Genomic DNA, 21090 nt, shown 5'->3' on the forward strand with positions numbered 1-21090 from the left:
GATGCAGACTATTTTAGAAGGGCTGTTAGGATTGGAGCTGAAGAACCGTTACGACTCAGTGAACGGTAATGTTCCGATGAGACTCCATACAGATGGTAAATGGTGTTCACCACTGAGGCCACATTGAGATAGTCGTCGGCTTTGAATTCAGCCGGCTTGTCTTCACGACTACTCTGGGTCTGAAAGTCAAAGGGCCGCCCCACGGTTTTCATCGATTCTTTGTCCTTTGACAGGTGAGCTCCTGATAACTCCTCATCTGCAGTCTTAAAATCAGAAGCACCTATTACCAGATTCGACTTAACGCCCTTACCGCCAATCAGAAAACTGTTGTTCAGAGGATTATGATCCGTACCGGTGTTGTCGATGGGCTTTCCACTTTGCCTCATGGTGCGGCCAAACTCAGAACCAAACATCAAAGTCGTCACATCCCACAGCGATTGACCGGGGCCAAACTCAATATCACCCATGGCCTTAAAGATCTTGTCCAGTTTACCCACCACCGCCTGAGCGAGGGCAGGAGAGGCCTTGGCCCCGCCTTCATCATGGGTGTCCACCGCCTGGTCTGTAGACAACACCAAGATGGCGGTTTTTGCCACACCCGAGCGAAAGATTCCGGCTGCCAAGTGAAGAAACTTTTCTTCATCGGTAAGCCCTTCTTTATTCGCCGCACTGGTGTCGACTTTCGCTAAAGCACTCGCCAGTTCTGGCATTTGGCTAAAGGCCTCAGCCATGTCACTGCTTCCCTTGGCAAAGCGGCCAAGGCCTTGGCCATTGGCTTCCATCCGCCCTTTTAGTTGGGCAAGTACAGGATCTTTGAGGTCGAGCGACGGAAGCTGCTTCAAACGAGGAATCAAATTGGCCGCCGAGTCCACGCCCAGCGGAACCGTTTTGCCGAGATTCTGCAGCTCCGCCAAAATAAATCCACTGATCAGTCCATCAAGGGGCTTACTCTGTTCTCCCCCGTTTAAGTGAGGCAAAAAACACTCTCCACCAAAGGCGTTCCCAGCCAAGTAAAAGTTCATGTTTTGATCGTGACCATCAAAAGTGGTGGCCATCATCACTCCATTCAGAATGGAGAATCGATCTTTATAGGCTTCCAAAGGCCTGACCAAATCTGAGGCCAAAGTGGATTGTCCATTTGTCCCCTGCCACAGATAAGGCTCGACGTTGTGATAGTGAGCCTGCTTTCCTGCCGCTGTCAGGGCCAAAGATCGCGAGTCAAAAAGATAAAGAGGATCCATCCCTCCCTGGACGAGAATCTGTAAAAAGAAATGTTCGTCTGCAACTCGACGATTCGGCGCCGCCATGGCCCATGAGGGAATGTACAAGGTGCCAAGTCCCGCGAGGCTGGTCTGTAAAAACTGTCTTCGATCCATGTGTCCCCCCCAACCTTCGCCGGCTAATTTCTTAATAAGTAATAAGGGTTCATAAAAATCGCCAAATTCAAATTCTCAATCGCTTGCTGCCGGGACCACGTCTGCGCCTCAGGCGACAGGATAAAATCCTGCCACTTGGCCATTTCCTCAAGTGGCGCCTCAAAGCCCATCACCATGAGCCAGTACTTTGCCAACGCTGTGTCTGCATCAGTCACATTCGGCCAGGCGCAGAGAGCCTGGTGAACTTCACGAAAGGCCTCATTTAGAGTCAAGGCCGAGGCATCATCACAACTGGCCGCCAGTTTTTCAGAGAACTGCTTAAACAACAGGTACCACAGAAGCATATTTAAGGAGTTCGGTTTGCCATTACGAAACTCACTGCCGTATCCATTACCTTTATAAGTGCCCAAAAGGTCCAAAAGATTGTTTCCAAAATCGGAGTACGGGGCTCCCAACAGCATCCCCAGATCAAACTCCTCACCTTCTTTGATGATCGCGGTCTTGATTCGCCGATTGATCTCCACATATCCCCAGTACTGAGCTGATGCTTCAGAAGGCTTTGGCGCCTGGGGCTTTTCTTCTGGTACCGGGGAATGAACTGGATCATTGGAACATGATAAGAGCACCAGTCCAGCTATCACCAGGCAGCTAAAGGGCTTGATAATATGAGCGATCATTTATTTGCCTCCCCAAGGACCTGGTTGGCCCACAAAAACAGAGCCTCACGATGTTGAGGGTCCATGTATTTGCGACTGGGCATACGACGGTTTTCATCCGAGGTGGTCAAGCGGTCCACAAAACGAGAAAAGGTTTCCTTAACCGACAACTGCCCCTGCCCACTCACCACATGGGAGAAGTTGCGCTCACCAGTTTCGGTGGCAATCCACTTGGTTAAATCCAGGCCACCTGATCTGTTATTGGTGTTGTGGCAAGCCACGCAGTTTTTCTGTAAAAGATGATTCACTCGACAGGGAGGGGCTGCTCCGGCGTTATGGCCGGGAGGAAAGTCATAGCACTCTTCAGGGTTGAGATCGGTTTGCATGAAACTCTCCCCCAACAACAGGCGAGCCAGGGTTTCTTTAAAAGCCAAAGAAGTGTTGTGAACGGCTGTCTTGGTGTACTCCTCAGTCAGGTAATCCAAATATCCGGGATCCAACACCTGGTCCTCAGCGACGACAAACTCAAACATTCGCCTCACCAAACAGCGCTTCACCTCGGGCGCTGAACCAATAATGTTAAAGAGATCCTCAAGACTCTCTCCATAGGTATTTTTGCTCATGTCTTTCACCGAGCGGACAAAGCCCACGTTCCATTCACGCCCTGAATCTGGAGGGGCCTCCCAGGCCAACTGGTACTCCTCGCGGTCCATGGTGGCTCCGTCGTCGAAGGTGATTTTGTCCTCACCCGCGAAAGAATTAAACTGCAGGCCATAGTCGCGAAAGAATCCCGCCATGGGATCCAGACGATGGTGACAGGCATAACAGGCGGGATCAGAGCCGTGGCGCCCATCGCTATGGTTATCCACGTCTTCGACATTGAGAGGAGTCAGATCATCACAAAAAAAGCGACTCAACACATAGGCCGCACGCTTACGATTGAAATTGGTTGAGGAGTTCACCAACAGCATTTGGTGACGAGTGGTAAACTGAGTTCCCGGGCCTGCCCCGAGATCCGAAAGATCGATTGTGCGGATCGCCGACACGTCAGGGGTGGAATAGAGATCGGGAGTGTAGCTGTGTATTCGCTCGTAGAAGCTCTGGTTGGACTGTTTGATGCCGTTCAAGGCTTTCAAAAAATCAATACTCTGTGGAGCCATTGGATTACAGGCCCGCAAAATGGGGGCATACCAACCATTAAGGGGACCTGCCAAGATCAGCTGGAAGGGTAAACCCAAGCCAAACACAGAGGTTAAAGTCACCTCTAGGTGGGCTTGAAACTTCAAACAGTAGGGAACAATCGGCAGGTCCGGATTGTCCTCAACAAACTTGATCACCTCGCCCAAGCTTGTCTGCATCCGACCAAACAAGCGATCGCGGATTTCCCGGTCAGTCGGTGGAGGGTCCATCGGTGGCGGAGGCATTTCTCCCGGATCGCCATCGGGAATATCAAAAGGCTGGGTCAATGGATTCATGTAAAAGGGTTGGTTTAGATCCAGAAGAACTTCATAGTCACCACAGGCCAAGGTCTCTTGCGCCGAACCGATGGCATGGGGTAGATCCATCACTCCTTCTACGTAACGAGTTGGACCTGACTTCACCCGGTCCGCTTTAAAGCCGAGGAAGTACATATTGAAGTCGAGGACAAAATCACCGAACTCAGGACTGGCCATCAAATCCTGAAGCACTTGCTGGCGTGGCGTCTGAACCAGCTGCTCAATGGGATCTTTGTGGGTCAATGCCTTTCCCCCGCGCAACAACCGCATGGTTTTACTCAACCAACGACGCTGCTCCCAATCCGAAAGGTGCCGGGCCTCAGAGCCCACGCGAATCAGACAAGGATCTTTAGGTTTCTCATTATGCGGAGACTGGGGAGCCTCAGGAGTCGAATGGGTCGGCGAACAAGCAAACAATGCAGACACAAGCCCCAATAAAACAAAGCGAACCATTTCCCCTCCCGAATGTGGATTTACGCTACCACGGGGGCATGAGAGGTTGGAACAGAATTTCTTTGCCGCAAAAATGCCACGATGGACCGCGCCAGGGATCTGGCGAATTTTCTCCCGAAGATTCGGATTTACGGGAATGGCTCGGCAATCGGCCCGGCTCTCAGACAAAGACGAGCCACTATTCTGCTAATCAACAATTAAGTAGAACAGAATTAACTGTGTTGAACGGGCACGCGGATTTGGAATTCCTTACCCTCTTTGAGAGTCAGTTCGCCTTTGTGGTTGTGTGCAATCTCCTTCACCAGACTCAATCCCATGCCGGAGTGGGCGTCATCGGTGGAAAAGAATGGCTCAAAAATGATATCGCGGAAGACCTCATCGACCTCAGGGCCATTATCGCGAATGGCAAAAATCCCGGTACCTCCATCAACCTTGGTGGATACCAAAATCTCCGGGTTTTCCACACTCTTAAGAATATCAAGACTGTTCAACAGCAAAGAGCTGAGGGCCAAGATGATTTCTGACTTCTGCATGTGGGCCGTGAAGGATTCCTGCTGACTAAACTTTAACTCAATCTTTAGATTCTCACAGGCCTTGCCAAACAACCGATTGATCTCACTCACGATCTCCATGGACGAGATTTTCTGAGCGTCAGCATCTTTTCCCATCGTGAGAGAGCCCAACAAAGAGTCCAAATAATCGAAAGGAACGCCGTTTTTCAATAGAACGCGAAAAATCTCGCCGATCTCCAGATAACGGGAACTGTGGACAATGGTGTTGCGTGATCTCTCCAGCTCGTTTTGCACCGTGTGCTGGCTGGAAACATCAATTCCCATGAGCAGGGCCTCACCCCCGTAACTGTATTGTTTGCCGATCAGGTAATAGGTCTGCTTGTCAATTTTCTGAATGGTACGAACTTCGCTTTCACTTTTGAACACATCACCAACCAAAGACTTTAAACTCTCGCCCAGCCCATTTTGCAAGAGTGACTGGCCGGTCTGATCATCGGTGAATTTCCACAGAGCTTTGTGTTTAGGGTTGTAACCAATATACTTGAGATCCGAATTGTACCAAGCCAAGGATCCGGGAATGGACTGAATAATGGCATCCAAACGCGAGGACTCAACTAGGTTTTGCCAAAACACCGTGTTTTGCGCTTTGCCAATTTGCCAGATAAAAAACATATAGACGGCGAGAAAAATACCAATGGCAGCCCCGCTCTCCCCTCTAATGGCAGCAAAACAAGAAATCATGGAAGGCGCTGCCAGCAAAGTGAGATTGCTGAAAAACAAAAGTTTGTTGGGAGCAAAAATGAGCACTTGGCTGGCTGTGAGAGCCAAACTGATCAGGGTCACAAAAAATGTGGTCCAACTCAGGCGAAACTCAAACATGATCCAAGCAGAAAACAGTCCCCACAAGGCCACCACCGCAAAATGGCAAGCCCACTGCAAGATCTCACCCGCCCGGCCCTTCAGCCGTCCTCGACTCTGCAAATAATGGCAAAGCAAAAAACCAAGGATCAAAAGACAATAGACCACTGCTAGAGCCACAGACTCCCGGGGAAAGCGGCGAAACAATGGGGTGGAATACAAAATGGCAAAAAACAGTGGAACCACAACCCAGGATGAGACAAATATCTTGGTCAATATCTGTCTATTGACCACAGATTTGAACTTGTCCTGATAGGCTTTAGGATAATTGGCCAGAATTTCGTTTTGAAACAATCCCATGTCTCACCTGATCAACTTTGAGGCAGGCATTCTAAGATCCCTTGTCATTTCAGATTGGACTTAAATCTTTACAGAATCAGGGATATTCTTCAATAGAAACGAGGCACGTTGAAGGAGAAAGCAAAATGAGATTGTTTCTGAGACTCAACATTGTCATGGTCCTGCTGGTCGCCGCCGCCTTAGTCGGCTGCAAACAGGAAAAGGATTCCAGCGGCGGCGGAGTTCCAGGAGCTGCACCCATTGGTGGAGACAGCGGCGGTTCAGACAACTTTAATGGTATCGTCGACTCGACTCCCTCAAACCCAGACACATCGAACGCCGCGTCTGGACCCAATGGTCCAGTTCGCATCATTGAAGAGACGGCTGATGGTTCGGTGGTCATGGTCGGTGACTTCACCGAATATGACTCCCAGCCTAGCCCTGGCATTGTCATAGTGGGCTCTGATGGCCAGGTGGATCAAGATTTTATGGAGTCCATTGGCAATGGATTCAACGGCCGCATTTCTGGCGTTAAGGCGACAGAAGATGGTTCAGTTGTTATCGCCGGAGAATTCACCGATCTCAATGGCTCCGCCCAGCCGAATGTGGTTGTTGTGGATAGTGATGGGGAAATTGATACCGAGCTATCTGAGGCCCTACAAAATTCAGTTCGCGGACCCGTCACCAGCGTAGATCTCCACGATGGCGATCAGATTGTCCTCGCGGGTAGTGGCGAGACTCCACTAGTGGCCGTGGATTCAGAGTCCATGGAAGAAGTCGAAGCGACCGAGGAAGATGAAGGCCATGACTTAGTTGATGAAGCCAAGGAGAGTGGCGACACCCATAAAAAGAAGAAGAAAAAACGTAAAAAGAGAAAAAAGGATGACAAAGCTCAGGCCATCCCGACTCCCGAGATGGAGCAGATGAGCTGTGACGAAATATTTGCCCAGCTGGACAAAGTGAAGAAGGAAATGGGCAAAAACCGCAAGGCCATAAAGGATCTTCGCGGCAAGCTCAAGGACGCGCGCCAGGACTACCGTCAGAAGCGCAGCGAGATGAAGGCGAAAGATGCCGATCAGGCTCGCCTGGATGACCTAAAAGCCAGATACAAAGAGGAAAAGAGTCGCTTGGTGAACAAGATTCGCGAACACCGCGGAGAAAACCGTGAGCTCAGGGCAGAAAAGTCCGCCCTTCGTGTGGTCAAGAAAGCCAATAACTGCAAACGCAATAAAGAAAACAAAGGAGGCAACTAATGAAAAAGGGACATCTGTTTATTATGGCCGCCTTGTTTTTGTTTGCCGGTATCTCAATTGTCATTGCCCGCGCGCCCTCAGCCAATCTGGAAGACGTGGTCAACGGAGCGATTCACACCTCGGGAGTGCAATCTGATGGTTCAATCATGCTGGGTGGAGACTTCACCGATGGCTACATCCTGCGCGTCGGCGACGAGAATGTGGTCGATGACAGTTTTGGATCAAGCAACACCTCAGGTCTTTTCAATGGTCCGGTCAACAAACTGGCTGTCCTTGGGGACGACTCCATGGTTGTGGCTGGTGACTTCTCGGTCTACGACCAACAGATTGTTGGCTATATTGTGAAGATCGGTGCCAATGGCGAGGTGGACCAAAGCTTTATTCGCAACATGGGCACAGGCTTTGATGGCCCAGTGAAATCCTTTGATCTGATGGAAAACGGACAGATTGTCGTGGCCGGTGATTTTCAAAAATACGATGGGTACTCATCACCCGGCCTTATCCGCCTCAACGGTGATGGCTCCATAGATAAGAGCCTCAACGTTGGGAGCGGCTTCAATCACACAGTGAACACGGTTAAAGTCCTTCAGTCTGGCGAGATCATGGTGGGTGGTTCATTTACCGAGTTCAATGGTGAGCCCGCTCTCTATGTGGCCCGAGTGAAGTAGTCATTGAAGTTGTTGGTCACCCTTATTGACGAAAGAGGGTGACCACACCAGTTCTTTTAAACTCACCCACTTTTTCCCGATGGTAATAAAGCCCCACCAATGAGTTCAGCCTTTGGGGAGCGTAGAGCTGAAAGTAGCCCTCACCACCATTGGCCTCAACCAAAATCCCCCGGCTGGTTCCCGGGAGTGAAGAAAAGTTTTTGCCCAAATTGCCCGAACTACGTGAGGTGGAAAAAGCCTTACCGTCTTTGGAAAGCTCAACTTTTGCTCGTCCGGTTAACTCCCCTTCTTGCTCTCGCCCCTGAAAGATCAACTTCACATCCCAGCGCTTTTTGGCCGGATCATCAAAGTGCACCTGGCCGGTGAAGGTCCCCCGTAAGCTTCGCAGTTGACCTCGATCAAGAGCTCTCGCCTGGCGGAGCTGGTCGAACAGGTTGGTCACTGTAACTTTATTGAGAAAGTCCTCCACCTCTTTATCAGAATAGATATCGTCTAGTTCTTTTTCGTTGCCAACGACGCCCTTCATCGCCAACTGCTTGGTGGGGGAAATCTCACCTCTGGCTTCGGATAAGGCCGCCGACTTTCCCATGCGCACAGCATTGGACTCTCCCCTGATATCGGCTGGTGCGGGGCGAGGCGCCCTTTTTTCTGTACTTTCCTTTGCAAAGCTCAATTGATCTTTGGAAACCCGCACCCCCAGATCGGCCAAAAACAAAAGAATGATCTTGCCCATGATCTCATCGGCTTTTTGGTACTTGGCTCTTTCATCCTTGATTTGCAAATACTCAGCATAGTCCTCTTCACTGAGTTTGATGAACTTGGCCTTAAGATCCTCAAGCTTTTGCGCGGATTCCAAGTCGGCAGGGACGTCGACTGGGTCAGAACTCTCCCTCTCAATCCGTATCTCGGCTTGACGATGCCCCCAATAGTAACCAATACCGAAGACTCCAGTGGCGATCATCAGAACCGTTAATAAAACCCGACCTGTCACTTTCTATACCCCCGAGTTTCTTGGACTACTTCTTCTTTTTGGCTTTTGCCTTCTTCTTTTTTGTCACCTTTGCTTTGGCTGACTCTTTTGTTTTCTTTTTGGTCGCCCTTTTCTTTACCGCTTTCTTAGGACTAGCGGACTTGTTGGCCCTTTTACCACCACCAGTACCTTTAAGGCCAGCCAAGCCTTCGTGGTACATGGCGCGAGCGACGGCATCTTGCCAATTCTTGATACGCTCTTCCCGAGCCGAGGACTTCATTTCTGGCTTAAAATCCCTATCGACCTTCCACACCTGGGAAATGTCCTTAAGGCTTGGCCAAAAGCCGACTCCTAGGCCAGCAAGAAAGGCCGCTCCGGCTGCTGTGGTTTCAATAAACCGGGGACGGGTGAGGCCACTGCCAAGAAAGTCGGCCTGCATTTGCATCAATAGATTGTTGGCGCAAGCTCCCCCATCCACGCGCAGACCTTTAAGGGATTTTCCCAAATCTTTTTCCATGGCCCGCAAAATATCCACGTTCTGTAGAGCCATGGCCTCCAATGTCGCTCTTGCCAAATGTGCCCTTGTCGTCCCGCGGGTGAGTCCGGTGATGATCCCACGTGCGCGAGGGTCCCAGTAAGGAGCGCCAAGGCCGGCCAAGGCAGGAACGAACTCCACTCCATCCGATGACTTCACCTGACCAGCAAGAGTCTCCACTTCTTTAGACTCAGTAAAAAAATCCATGCCGTCACGAAGCCACTGCACCGCCGCTCCACAAATAAAGGCTCCGCCTTCAAGAGCATAAGTGAGTTTTTTCTCCCCTTTGAGTTGCCAGGCCACAGTGGTGAGAATTCCCGATTTGGATTTCACCGCTATGTTGCCAGTGTTCATCAATAAGAAGCTTCCTGTCCCATAGGTACACTTAGCTTCGCCCTCATGAAAACAAGCCTGACCAAAGAGGGCGGCCTGTTGGTCACCTGCGATCCCCGCAATTGGAATGCCATCAGGAAGACCAGGGCAACCCCAGGTCGTGCCAAATTCACCTGACGAAGGAGCAATCTCTGGCAACAGTGATTGAGGTACGTTAAAAACCTTCAGCAGCTCTTTGTCCCAGCCACCTTTGTGAATGTTCATCAACTGGGTGCGTGAGGCATTGGACACATCTGTTTTGTGGGCCTTTCCTCCGCTGAGTCTCCACAGCAGAAAGCTGTCGATGGTTCCCCCAGCCAACTCCCCATTTTCGGCCCTCTTTCTCGCCCCTTTGACTTCATTGAGAATCCAACGAAACTTGGAGCCAGAAAAATAAGGGTCCACCACCAATCCGGTCTTGGCCTGAATCAAAGGGGCTTTGCCTTTCTTCTTTAATTCTTCACAAAAGTCAGTCGTCCGCCGACACTGCCAAACAATGGCGTTGTAAATGGGTTTATGGGTCTTGCGATCCCAAATCACCGTGGTTTCCCTTTGGTTGGTAATCCCAATGGCGGCAATTTGCTCGCCCTTTATTGAGGCGGCCTCAAGAGCCTTTCTTAGGGTTGAAACAACTGAGTTCCAAATGTGCTCCGGGTTGTGCTCCACCCAACCTGGTCGAGGATAGATCTGTTCGTACTCCTCATTGACCTTGGCCACACAACTCCCGTCCTGATGTATAATACTTACAGTTGTGCCGGTTGTTCCTTGATCGATTGCCAGGATATACTTAGTAGACATGGGTACCTCTATTTTCCGTTGAGTCCAGGGCGCCATTCATGAAGAAAAACGACGACAGCAAAACCAATGAATCGATTTTTGACCTAAAGGGGGTCGATCGCGAAGCCCTGCTGTATCGAGTCATGCCCCGTTTTGTTATGGAGATCATGCGTAAGTACCTTCGTCTTCATGTAGAAGGGGCGGAGAACCTACCCAAAGAGGGCCGGGCCCTGATTTGTCCCAATCACTCCGGCTATTCCGGCTTTGACGCCATGATGATCGCCCACGAAATCCGCAAAGCGACCAATCGTATTCCACGAGTCCTGACCCATCATCTGTGGTTTATCACCAAGACCACGGCCGTACCTGCCAACAAATTAGGATTCATTGAAGCCACTACCGCCAATGGACTTAAGTTCTTAAAGAAAAACCAAATGGTGATTTTATTCCCCGAAGGTGAATACGGAAACTTCAAGCCCACCTCCAAGGCCTACCGACTAGAGGAATTCAAGCGTGGCTTTGTGCGCATGGCCCTTGAAACCAAATCCCCGATTGTTCCGACCATTGTCATTGGGGCTGAAGAAACCCACATTAACTTGTCGCGCTTGCGATTTACCAAGTACTTAAGGGGTGTGATTCTTCCCTTGCCACTCAATGTGATTCCTCTCCCGGCCAAATGGAAGATCAAGTTTTTGGACCCGATCTATCTTCCCTACAAGCCCGAAGCCGCCAACGACAAGGATTTGGTTTACGACATTTGCTTTGATATTCAGGAAAGAATGCAAAAGGCCATCAATCAGGAATTAGCCAAGCGGGACTCAATCTTTCTTTAATTGGTATCGACTGGTGCCAGGTCGTCGGCGGGATCGTTGCCGATTTCGCGGATGATTTCGTACCATTTGGCGATGAGGAAGCCGGGTTGATCGGCGTTGCGGCTGACCATGACTGAGGTGATCAAAAGGGCGACACTGATGGCCACCACCATCAGGAGAACATACTCCACCAAAATCTGACCCCGATTGTTTTGACCGGGAAGTCGAGTTGGCTTAGCTTGCTCCTGTGAGCGGCAAGAATTCATTCCTAACACCCTTTCGTCTTCGCCTACTGCTAAGTTTGGCAATTGGCGTGGCCATTGGCCTCGCCTTTGGTCTGAGTCAGAAACCTCCATCTTCGGCTCCTGATCCTCATTTTCACAGCCAAATCCCGCGCCAGGCTCTTATTACTGATCGGCAAAACCGTCTCAATCTTGAATGGATGCCCTTCTTAGACAGGCCCCTTGAGGCAAAAACCCCAGTGCTTTTATCCTTTTGGGCGACTTGGTGTTATCCCTGCTTGGCGGAACTCCCCGAGATCAATGCCCTTGCCAGGGACTTTCAGGATCTGGGGCTCCGAGTGATCCTCGTCAATATCGATCCGTCCGAAGATTTAGAGCCGGCACGAAAAACGGCGGCATCCAGTACCCCTGATATTCCCTTTTTGTGGGACAAGGACTTTCGCTTTTCTCAGGAACTTCAGGTGGGACAACTTCCTTATCACATTCTCATGACCGGTGATGGGCGGGCCTACGCCCGATGGTTTGGTGGCGTCAACTGGCAGGCACCAGCTATGAGGAATTCTATAAAGTCATTTCTGGAGAAACCCGAGGCTCTAGCTGCCAGCCTTCAATGATGTCACCAATCTCTTGATAAACATCACAAAGACTCTCGTCGGAGAGCACACCTTTAATTCCCACAACATGATCATCACCCAAGCGTCCGCGACAGATGACATTTGCCTGATGATTAGGAAATGAAAGATCAAAAGTTTCAGGTGAGGGATAAAGCATGACAAAAATGTGTCGACCCAAGTGGCGGTGAAGATCCTTCCCCTTGCGGTAAAGGTGCTTCAGTTCTTCTTGTAACTTGAAATAAATCTTGAGAGCCGCCGCTTCCTGATACTGGGCAAAGTACAAGCGAATGGGCCCGTCAAAGATCGCCGCATTAAAGGCCGGCGAATAATAGTTCGACTGCGTAAGACAGGAGACCGATGAATTCATGATGCTGCCACCTGTTGATGTTTTGCTTGTTGTTAGACTATTCAGGTCTATTAAGGAAAAGCAAAGGCTTTTTAAGATTTTTTAAGTTGCACATCCGAATTCACTTTTGATGAATCCGCTTTCCCTTTGCCCACGTCTCAACCACAGGATGGTGTCCAACCTGGTAAAATAAATCTCGCCAGCTGCCTTCAATAAGGGCAAGGTCAGCGGATTTCTCCGCCTCAATGGAGCCGCACTGGTCCTGAAGTCCCAAAGCCGCAGCCCCATTGTAGGTGTAGGCGGCCAAAACTTCAGGCAGAGTCATACGCATTTCCAGTCGAGCCAGTACACCCACCAGAGACAGATCCTGGCTGGGGGCGCTTCCCGGATTAAAATCTGTGGCCAGGGCCACTCGTGCTCCCGCATCGATCAGTTGTCTTGCTGGAGGATAGGCCATGCGCAGGTAAAGATCCGCCGTTGGCAACAGCACACAGGTGGTATGGCTCTTAGCCAGAGCCTCAATGTCTTCAGGAGTGACTTGTACCAAATGATCCACCGACTGGGCCCCAAGACGAGCTGCCATGACGGCACCGCCTGTGCGATTCATCTGCTCCATGTGCCCAGTGAGGGCATAGCCCATGCTCTGGGCCCGATTGTAGTAGGCTTCGCCCTGTTCGAGGGTGAAATAGCCTTGCTCAACAAAAATATCCACACGCGAAGCCAACTCTTCTTTGCTCACAGCGGGAAGCATTTTTTCGGTCACTTCTTTCAGGTATTCCTCAGAGGAGGAAAACTCCGGTCCCACTGCATGAGGCCCCAAAAAGGTGCGCAAAATGCGTGGTCCTTTAAGTTTTCCTGCCACACGAAGCATTTTGAGTTCAGTTTCTGTATCCAACCCGTAACCGCTTTTGATCTCTAAAGTGCCCACACCCTGGCGGGCAAACTCGTCCACGCGCTCTTTGGCTAAGTTGAAAAGCGTCTTCTCATCCGCCTCCCGCGTGTGTTTGACGGTTGAGCGAATGCCTCCACCGGCTTCGGCAATCTCCTGGTAGGTGGCGCCCTTGACCCGCATTTCAAACTCATGGGCGCGACTGCCGGCAAAGACCAAATGGGTGTGGGACTCCACCAAAGCAGGTATTAAGGTTTTTCCCTGGCCACTGACTTCTTCCAGACTGCTTTTTCCCACCAAACTCTTAATCAGATGAGAGGACAACTCCTTTTCCTGGCCCGCCCAGCGGATATGGCCGTTTTCAATCAACACGGCCCCCTCTTCGACCAGACCTAAGTCGACTTCCTGGGGGCGCCTGCCATCTTTAGCCGCCAAAGGCGTCATTGTTAGAAGCTCATCGATCTTGCGGAACAAACAGAAGTGGGCCATCCCCGATCCAATCACTCAAAAGAAGTATTATGTTTCATTTTGAGACACTACTATCTCACATGTACACAAAGGTGTCTCAAACCAACTCAAGTCTCTCTCAAAATAAGCCGATCTAGACTAATGTCAAGGACCGACCCCCCGCCGGCTCTTTGACTCATGGAACATTAAGCCAAGGGCAAAAACACGAGATTCCCCCGTGCGCCCTTACGGCTTCCTCTTTTTGGTCAGGAGTGTGCCCGACACATTCCTGGTCGGGACTTTCGCAAACTTCTAGGGACGGAAGTTTTCGGAAGTCTTTTTTTGTTGCCAAGAACCCACTTGCTATTTAGCCCCCTTCTCTTTGGTGCAAGTGTAACACTTCTGAGCCCTGAAAATCGCAGACCCTAAGGCCTTGAGCTCATTAGCACTGACCTCCTCAATGGGCTTTGTCCCAGAGCACCGGTCAACATAGAGATCTCCCTCTTTGCGCCAACTGCCTCGGACCAAATAATACCGAGATCCGACTTCTGCAAATTCAAAGCTGTTTTCACCTAAGTCCCGTAACCGCACGTAAGCACCCGCCCACTTCGGGAGGTCGCCCTTTGTTGAGTTTCGGGCACTTCGCCTTGGTTGCACCCCGGCTCTGGCATCAAACTGTTTCTGCAGTCGATTGCCCTCGTCGCGATAGAGTTCGACACGGGCAAAAGTAACACCCTCAATCATGGACAGCGGATAGAACGGATCTCGGGAAAATTCCACATGAGGTTTTCTATCCCGATACTCATTGTAGATTTTCAACCATACACTGGTGACTTCGCCTATAAAGACAACGTCCGAGAGGCCTGGCTTTTCGCAAGGAATACGGGAGTAGTTGTTGGCTCTATACTGCTCCACATTAGACCACCAGTATTTTTCAAAGGCCTGTCCCCCATTTTTTGAGCGATCCCTATTCAACACGGACTCTAAGTCCGAATAGATATAGTAAGGGTTCTTTTCCACATAAACGGGATTCCCAAGGGCCCCAATTTCTTCTCTCGCTTCGCTCATCAGCTTTGTTGGACTACACCGGTGAACAAAGTAGGTGCCGTCCTTCATCTTCGTTGCGTAGACAAGATAGGTGTCATCGGATTTCGGAAATTTGTATGAGTCCTTTACTCCTGTTCTGATAGGAATCGCATTATACGGCCCCTGTGGGCGAGACTCTCCCTTCCAAATCTTAGTCTCATAAAACCCAACATTTTCATAGGATTCGTCAGGCTTAGTTTTGGATTTGACTGACGGGCTGTTCGCCAGGATGACTGGTGAGCCAATTCGCCCCTGAAATATGAGGTCATACTCTTTGCTTTCTGTAGGACACGCGTCTTCCGAGGCTAACCCTCGCATTGTGGAACTCAATATTCCTAGAGCCAAGAGAATTGAATACAAACAGAATGAGCCAAGTCTCCTCGATGCCAATTTCTACTCCCAGTTTCGTATGGACAATACTGTATCTTCAATCACATCCAACACTTCGGACTTTCCAATATCCAAGGGACTCTCCAGCTCATAATGATCACAAATGGTCTTTTCCACGATCTTCTGTTCCGCTGTTGGGAACTCAGGTCTTGTTTGACAGTGGGGAACAAGTAATCCTGGGGATTACTTGTTCTTAGTTGCGCTCTGCTCTGTTTTGTTGCAAGACCAACACCTGGACGCCTTGAACAAGGGAGCCCCAAGACTCCTCAATTCTTCTTTGCTCACGGATTCTATGGGCGTCGTTCCCGAACAACGGTCGACATAAAAACTGCCATTCTCTCCCCACTTTCCTCTCACCAGATAATATCCAGAGTCAATTCGGGCAAACTCATAAGCGTTCCTATCAATGTTTTTAACGTGAAAATACGGATTTCGCCAATCGTTTGGAGGCTTCTCACCGGGCTTTACCTTCCATACCCCAGGCCTCGGCCCGGGACGCAGGTCCAATTGCTTCAGGAAACGACCCTTAATATCCTTGTAGAGCTCTATATCGGAAAAACTTAGCCCTTCAACTAGGGACCACGGATAAAATGGGTTCTGGTAACTCGAAAAAGTGACCCCACCTAAGGCTGAAGATGCGAGAAATTTCTCCTTAACTTCTATCCTCGCCTTTGCAATAAAGACCACATCCGCCTTGCTCTGCTCTGCACAAGGAGCAACAGAATAATGCGTTCTGCGGTACCGTTCCACGTAGGACTTCCAATAGGCATTTATAGCTGGCCATCCATCGATCTTATTGTCCCGCTCTTTAAATACCAATCCCACATCCAACAGACTGTAGTAGGGGTTGCGCTCCTCATAAATTGGTCGGCCAAGTGTTTTGGCAGCGATATCGGCCATCTTAGCCACCAGTGTTGGACTACACCGGTGAACAAAGTAGGTGCCGTCCTTCATCTTCGTTGCGTAGACAAGATAGGTGTCATCTGATTTCGGGAATTTGTATGAGTCCTTTACTCCTGTTCTGATCGGAATCGCATTGTATGGCCCCTGTGGGCGAGTATCGCCCTTCCAAATCTTAGTCTCATAAAACCCAACATTCTCATAGGGTTCATCAGGCTTAGTTGTCGATTTGACTGACGGGCTGTACGCCAGGATGACTGGTGAGCCAATTCGCCCCTGAAATATGAGGTCATACTCTTTGCTTTCTGTAGGACACGCGTCTTCCGAGGCTAACCCTCGCATTGTGGAACTCAATATTCCTAGAGCCAAGAGAATTGAATACAAACAGAATGAGCCAAGTCTCCTCGGTGCCAATTTCTACTCCCAGTTTCGTATGGACAATACTGTATCTTCAATTACACTCAACACTTCGGACTTTCCAATATCCAAGGGACTCTCCGGCTCATAATGATCACGAACCACCTTTTCTACAATTTTCTTCAGCAACCAAAGCTCTTTTCTCGCTTGGTACTTCTTGCCTCTCTCCTTAAAAAAGAGATACTTATCTACTCTATGGCTCATCTGCTCTCTGATCAATCGAATCAGTCTTCGGTTTCTCACCCGGAATCCCGAGTCTGGGATATGATCAAAAGCAGCTCGCAGCCCCTGCTGCTTGACGTCTAGGTGGTAGGTCACAAATCCACCCTTTGATACCTCAATGGAGTCTATCTCTGATAGGTTGGGGAAGCTAATCGAGACAGGGGCATAGTTTAGCTCAATTGGCTCCTCAAATCCCCCGACAAACATCTGGAAGTCCGGAACCATATTGTTGTGATAAACGACCTCTCCACGATGGTTTCGAGCGACAAATTCAAATTCCGAATCCGGATAGGCCATCAGATCACCATGAGAAACCTGAATCGAATCAACCAGGGAAAAATCTCCATCTTTACTCATGACTCCATTCACGACGACCAACTCGGGATCATACCAGGGCCACTTGAGATACCTGAGCATCGCCCCATAGCTGAAGGGATCAATCCAAAGATCCTGGAGTGGATCTCCTTCGAATGCAGACTCCATTATTGAGACCATCCCGAACCTAGCCTGCATTTCTCCCTCGGCCGTGAATTCATAACCTGCTACCACATTCCGTTCTTTTCTGGTGTAAGAAACAACTCGTGGGTCATTTGAATGGAACTTGGTTCCGAAAACGTGGCCTAGTTCATGCACCAAACTACCTGGGACGAAGGCTGGGCCCTCCAAACTATTACTGGCGCTTGGTACGACTATTATTCCCTCAAGCCCTACCTGAGAATAGCCTAAAACGCTCTTCCACCCCTCGTGTTTATAATATTCATCAAGCGAGGTTTTCGCATGGTATTGTATGTAGGATCGATCAACAACTCCAGCGATATAGACGTTTCGTGTCCCTCCATAGTCGCTTTTTATCTTCTTAGCAATAAGACTGAGTTTACTCATGTCCCAAGTATGATTATCCAGACCAATGCTCTGCTTAGCGACATCTCTGAATGTAGCTCCAAAGAGAGTGACACCATTGTCTGGGATCGGAAAGACCTTCTGAATGAGTTCTTTCTCTTGCTCTAGAAACTCGTAGGAACCCGGGTGAGGAGGCAGAAAACAGGATATCCCCACTTGGTCTTTACGACATGGGTCCATCGTGAATGGGTTTAAGGCAACTATACTGTAGAGCCCGACAAGAATTGGTTTAGTTTTATGAACGATAATCTGCCGATGGCCATAATTGTTCCCTGTTCGCACTTCCTCGATAGTATAGTTTGCGATGGCACTAAACTGAATTTGGCCACGCCCAGCTCCAAAGATTGCTGGATCAAAAACCTTTCTATAGTGATAGGATTCCCACCCAATCTCGCCAGTGAAATCTCCCGGGGACAGTTCAACTGTATCCAAAATAGTAACACTATTGTCCTCGTGGATGTAGTCAACCCCAAGGGTTACAACCGGCTCTGGTGCTTCAGGACCCAACACCTCTGGCGATGGCATAGTGCCGTATAAATGAATGTCGGCCTCAACCGAAGCCGCTCTTCCGGCAATGAGCGAAATCGGGTAGTTTGCCTCCATATTTGCCCAGACGTGACTGCTCTGATCCTCAGGATTGTAGGCATACTCATCGTAGGGGCCCATGCGAGGGTTTAAAACAATCTGCTTAAAAACGATACTCGATGAATCGACGGACAGATCAAACCAAGGGGTTGGAGATCTGCGCTTCACTTCAAGAACGACTTTGACGTCAAATCCTTGACTTGGATCAATCACGTGATTGTTTGAATACCATAAATCCAAGGTTGTAAATAAAACGGCCACAGCTCCCTCTGGGATTCGCACTCTCTGGGGTTCCGGACCGATCTCAAAGTCATACGGGATGTCCACCGGCTGAGTCCACACCGGGCTCACAATAGTACCCAGCCCTGGATACAAAAACGATCCCTCATCATCGACAAAAACCGCCCCAACTCGACTGGATTCACTGGCCGCAAAAGGCCACGGCATATAGCCCCCATCAACTGACAATGCGATCTCATCGCCGTCACGTAGGTCGATCTGATAGTCCCACCACAGAGACCTAAGATAAAGCTTGGTTGACTGAGAAGCATAGAGGTCCCAAAATGTCGTTTCCAGGTAGGTTCCCGTAGGAACAATTGGCACTTTCACAACATCCGTGAATAACTGAGCCCTAGCTCCCCAACTAAGAACAATACCAAGGAAGCCACACAACATTAACCTGTGACGAAACAGATTGAGCACAAATACCCCCCTCATATGAGCCAACGTACTACTGAAAGGAATTCTGGAACTGGCTTTTAAGGATAACCGATGGGCACCGAAAAAAAAAAAAAACGATTTTTGTACTAAAAATAAACACTATTTAATAGAGGCGTCTACCTCGACAAACCCAGCCTCGCCCGCCATATCAGGGTAAAGGTCACTGTCATTTGAGATTTGGCTCAGGACTTAACGAAGCCCCTCATTCGGCCAGCGGGCGTTTGACTTCGCGGTTGAGGCGCTTGTTGGTGGCAAAACCTTTGAGTCCCCAGGCGACGATTGAACCGAAGTGTTTTTGCAGAAACACGGCACCACGCCCGTGCCAGGTGATGACGGCTTCATAGGCTCGCGCTTGGAGGGCTCGGTAGATTTGTTTTGCTGCCTTGTCGGCAGGCATGACTAAGCGCTGAGGAGCTGAACGGCCCGTGCGATCTGGATCATACTCACCACGATTGTTCACCTGATGGATTTCAGATTCAATGAATCCAGGACACACATTGGTGACTGAGACTCCATGGGGAGCGACTTCCAAGCGCAAACATTCGCCCAAGGCCAGCACAGCACTCTTGCTCATGCAATAAGCTGATGATGAAGGCAATGCCACATAGCCAAGCACACTGGCGATCAAACCGATGCGGCCTTTGGTTTTCTTCAGTTCAGGTAGGGCTGCCCAAAGCGTGTTCATTACACCAAATACGTTGGTATCAAACTGACGTTGGTAATCTTCATGGGTGAGTTTTTCAAATTTGCCAGCCACGCCAAATCCAGCGTTGGCAATAACAGTGTCCAATCGACCAAACTTCTCCACCACCTGGGCCACGGCTTGATCCATCTCTTCACGTTTGGTCACGTCGGCTTTGACACAAATAACAGTCGCTGCGGGATTATGTTTTTGGCAACGATCGGCCACTTCTTGAAGGCGATCTTCCCTACGCGCGCAAAGGGCGACATGATGGCCACGACGGACATACTCTTCAGCCAACGCGGCCCCAATTCCTGACGAAGCACCTGTAATCAGAACGACTTGCATGGATACCCCCGAAAAGTTTCTGGTTCTTTTACAGCTAGCATTGAGGACGACCGCTGTCACCCGGGAATCGCGACACTAATGTCGGTTGCTCACCCCGGCAAAGGGTTTTATGCTGTAATCACGTTCTCTCACGTCAACGGTCGAGTTTTAACTTCACAAAAATTTATCAAAACCTAAAGGGGGGGAACCCATGGTTAACGGACGGATTCAGGCCGTAAGGCCCTGCTTTGTGTATTCAATCTTGTTAATTGCTTTTCTTAGCTCCTGTGGAGCTGAATTTGTCGGCAAAGAGTCCGACCAGCTTGATCAATCCAGCAATGATGCTCAGATCGCTACTAAAGGCGATCTTCTGCTTTCGGCCCTTTCCGACACCTCAACATTTGCAACTGTAATTAGGCCTGAGTTAGTCAATCTAACGGGGACCGCTGCATTCAATCTAGCCTTCCAGCCCAATCTTTCGCCAGTGGCGACGATTCGAGCAGGTGCAGATATCATTGCCGACAACAACAATCCGACTGGCCAGGTTTCGTTTCTTAAAACCATTACCTTTGCCGTTGGCAGAGCTTCCTCAAAACTGCGTGGATGTGCCGACCTCCAAGGCGGGACGAGGTGCAACCGTGCCGAAAACTATACTCCGCTTTCAACTCTAGATTATCAGTTTAGAGAGCCTCTTAAGAGATGGGTTTCCGACGCACCCCCTGGGTCCTTTCCTCCTAATCGATATATCCTCCGCTGGTGGGATCCTGTCACCGGAGCAGTCAGTAAAGAATACAAGGTTGAGGTGACATCAGACTTTTCGACTGTGCAGATGGCGATCTTGGAATTGAGAGCGTCGGACTACACCCGAGAGCTCGCACCCTTTCAGCAATACAGCATTGCCGCCTTCAACATTACCGAAGAATCTCAGCTATGCGTCGCCAAGAGAAATGGAGCGGGAACCGGAGCCAAGGTTTGTCGATCCTTCAAAAGCTTGGGATTTAGACACGTGCCAGCCAATAGCGTCTTTGGTCAGGTGTATCGAGCAAACATCCCCAACTTCAAGATTCCACGGGGTGTCACTGATTTACTTAACCAGGGAAGGGGCCTGTACGACGTGAGCATCATAAACGGAACTGAGGCCTCAGGCTCACCTCATCACATCGGTGTCGTAACTCGACTTTAAATGGCTCAAGGGGCTGGCGTAGGTTTAGGGGAGCCTTGCCAGCCCTTTGTTGACTGCCTCAGG

The 21090-nt window shown here is 49.8% G+C and carries 18 protein-coding genes; 5 read left to right on the top strand and 13 right to left on the bottom strand.

Annotation, left to right across the window (positions count from 1 at the left end; all coding sequences use genetic code 11):
• Positions 1-8 precede the first annotated feature (8 nt).
• The 4 genes from H6624_08970 to H6624_08985 form a co-directional block, all read right to left on the bottom strand.
• A complete protein-coding gene (locus H6624_08970; GenBank protein MCB9084465.1) occupies positions 9-1376 on the bottom strand; it encodes a DUF1501 domain-containing protein in 1368 nt (455 codons plus the stop codon).
• A gap of 23 nt (positions 1377-1399) precedes the next feature.
• Complete coding sequence (locus tag H6624_08975; protein ID MCB9084466.1) at positions 1400-2053, bottom strand: hypothetical protein; 654 nt, start codon at positions 2051-2053, stop codon at positions 1400-1402.
• Positions 2050-3981 carry a hypothetical protein gene (locus H6624_08980; protein ID MCB9084467.1) on the bottom strand — a complete coding sequence of 644 codons (1932 nt, stop codon included), beginning with the start codon at positions 3979-3981 and terminating at the stop codon, positions 2050-2052. Before H6624_08980 ends, H6624_08975 begins: the two co-directional genes overlap by 4 nt.
• 212 nt (positions 3982-4193) lie before the next feature.
• The gene (locus H6624_08985; GenBank protein ID MCB9084468.1) at positions 4194-5711 is read right to left on the bottom strand and encodes an ATP-binding protein; all 1518 of its coding nucleotides are present in this window, start codon (positions 5709-5711) and stop codon (positions 4194-4196) included.
• 125 nt (positions 5712-5836) lie between these two features.
• On the opposite strand from H6624_08985, the gene H6624_08990 reads away from it, so the two are divergent.
• Positions 5837-6943, top strand: coding sequence for a hypothetical protein (locus tag H6624_08990; protein MCB9084469.1), 1107 nt, complete (start codon positions 5837-5839; stop codon positions 6941-6943).
• The gene (locus H6624_08995) at positions 6943-7611 is read left to right on the top strand and encodes a hypothetical protein (protein ID MCB9084470.1); all 669 of its coding nucleotides are present in this window, start codon (positions 6943-6945) and stop codon (positions 7609-7611) included. Before H6624_08990 ends, H6624_08995 begins: the two co-directional genes overlap by 1 nt.
• 22 nt (positions 7612-7633) lie before the next feature.
• On the opposite strand, the gene H6624_09000 is transcribed toward H6624_08995, so the two are convergent.
• Positions 7634-8602, bottom strand: a complete 969-nt coding sequence (locus H6624_09000; GenBank protein MCB9084471.1) for a hypothetical protein — start codon at positions 8600-8602, stop codon at positions 7634-7636.
• A gap of 25 nt (positions 8603-8627) precedes the next feature.
• Positions 8628-10286, bottom strand: coding sequence for a glycerol kinase GlpK (gene glpK, locus H6624_09005; GenBank protein MCB9084472.1), 1659 nt, complete (start codon positions 10284-10286; stop codon positions 8628-8630).
• A 38-nt stretch (positions 10287-10324) separates the two neighbouring features.
• Between glpK and H6624_09010 the strand changes: the two genes are divergently transcribed.
• Positions 10325-11098, top strand: a complete 774-nt coding sequence (locus tag H6624_09010) for an acyltransferase family protein (protein ID MCB9084473.1) — start codon at positions 10325-10327, stop codon at positions 11096-11098.
• Here the strand turns inward: H6624_09010 and H6624_09015 are convergent.
• Positions 11095-11343, bottom strand: coding sequence for a hypothetical protein (locus H6624_09015; protein MCB9084474.1), 249 nt, complete (start codon positions 11341-11343; stop codon positions 11095-11097). The two genes, H6624_09010 and H6624_09015, sit on opposite strands and share 4 nt — an antisense overlap.
• Here H6624_09015 and H6624_09020 point away from each other — a divergent pair.
• Positions 11325-11933, top strand: a complete 609-nt coding sequence (locus H6624_09020) for a TlpA family protein disulfide reductase (protein MCB9084475.1) — start codon at positions 11325-11327, stop codon at positions 11931-11933. The genes H6624_09015 and H6624_09020 overlap by 19 nt on opposite strands.
• Here H6624_09020 and H6624_09025 read toward each other — a convergent pair.
• From H6624_09025 to H6624_09050, 6 genes are all read right to left on the bottom strand, one after another.
• Entirely contained in the window at positions 11881-12300 is a 420-nt protein-coding gene (locus H6624_09025; protein ID MCB9084476.1) for a hypothetical protein, read from the bottom strand. The genes H6624_09020 and H6624_09025 overlap by 53 nt on opposite strands.
• A 100-nt stretch (positions 12301-12400) precedes the next feature.
• Complete coding sequence (locus H6624_09030; protein ID MCB9084477.1) at positions 12401-13657, bottom strand: imidazolonepropionase; 1257 nt, start codon at positions 13655-13657, stop codon at positions 12401-12403.
• A 321-nt stretch (positions 13658-13978) separates the two neighbouring features.
• Positions 13979-15019 (bottom strand): hypothetical protein, encoded by a 1041-nt coding sequence (locus tag H6624_09035; GenBank protein MCB9084478.1) that lies wholly within the window; start codon positions 15017-15019, stop codon positions 13979-13981.
• Between the two features lie 255 nt (positions 15020-15274).
• Positions 15275-16333 carry a hypothetical protein gene (locus H6624_09040; protein ID MCB9084479.1) on the bottom strand — a complete coding sequence of 353 codons (1059 nt, stop codon included), beginning with the start codon at positions 16331-16333 and terminating at the stop codon, positions 15275-15277.
• A 75-nt stretch (positions 16334-16408) separates the two neighbouring features.
• Positions 16409-18817, bottom strand: a complete 2409-nt coding sequence (locus H6624_09045; protein MCB9084480.1) for a hypothetical protein — start codon at positions 18815-18817, stop codon at positions 16409-16411.
• Between the two features lie 220 nt (positions 18818-19037).
• Positions 19038-19865: an SDR family NAD(P)-dependent oxidoreductase gene (locus H6624_09050; GenBank protein MCB9084481.1), complete on the bottom strand. Its 828-nt coding sequence runs from the start codon at positions 19863-19865 to the stop codon at positions 19038-19040.
• 190 nt (positions 19866-20055) lie between these two features.
• Between H6624_09050 and H6624_09055 the strand changes: the two genes are divergently transcribed.
• Positions 20056-21027 (top strand): hypothetical protein, encoded by a 972-nt coding sequence (locus H6624_09055; protein ID MCB9084482.1) that lies wholly within the window; start codon positions 20056-20058, stop codon positions 21025-21027.
• Positions 21028-21090 lie beyond the last annotated feature (63 nt).

This window comes from Pseudobdellovibrionaceae bacterium (genome assembly GCA_020635075.1).
In the GTDB taxonomy this organism is placed as follows: domain Bacteria; phylum Bdellovibrionota; class Bdellovibrionia; order Bdellovibrionales; family UBA1609; genus JADZEO01.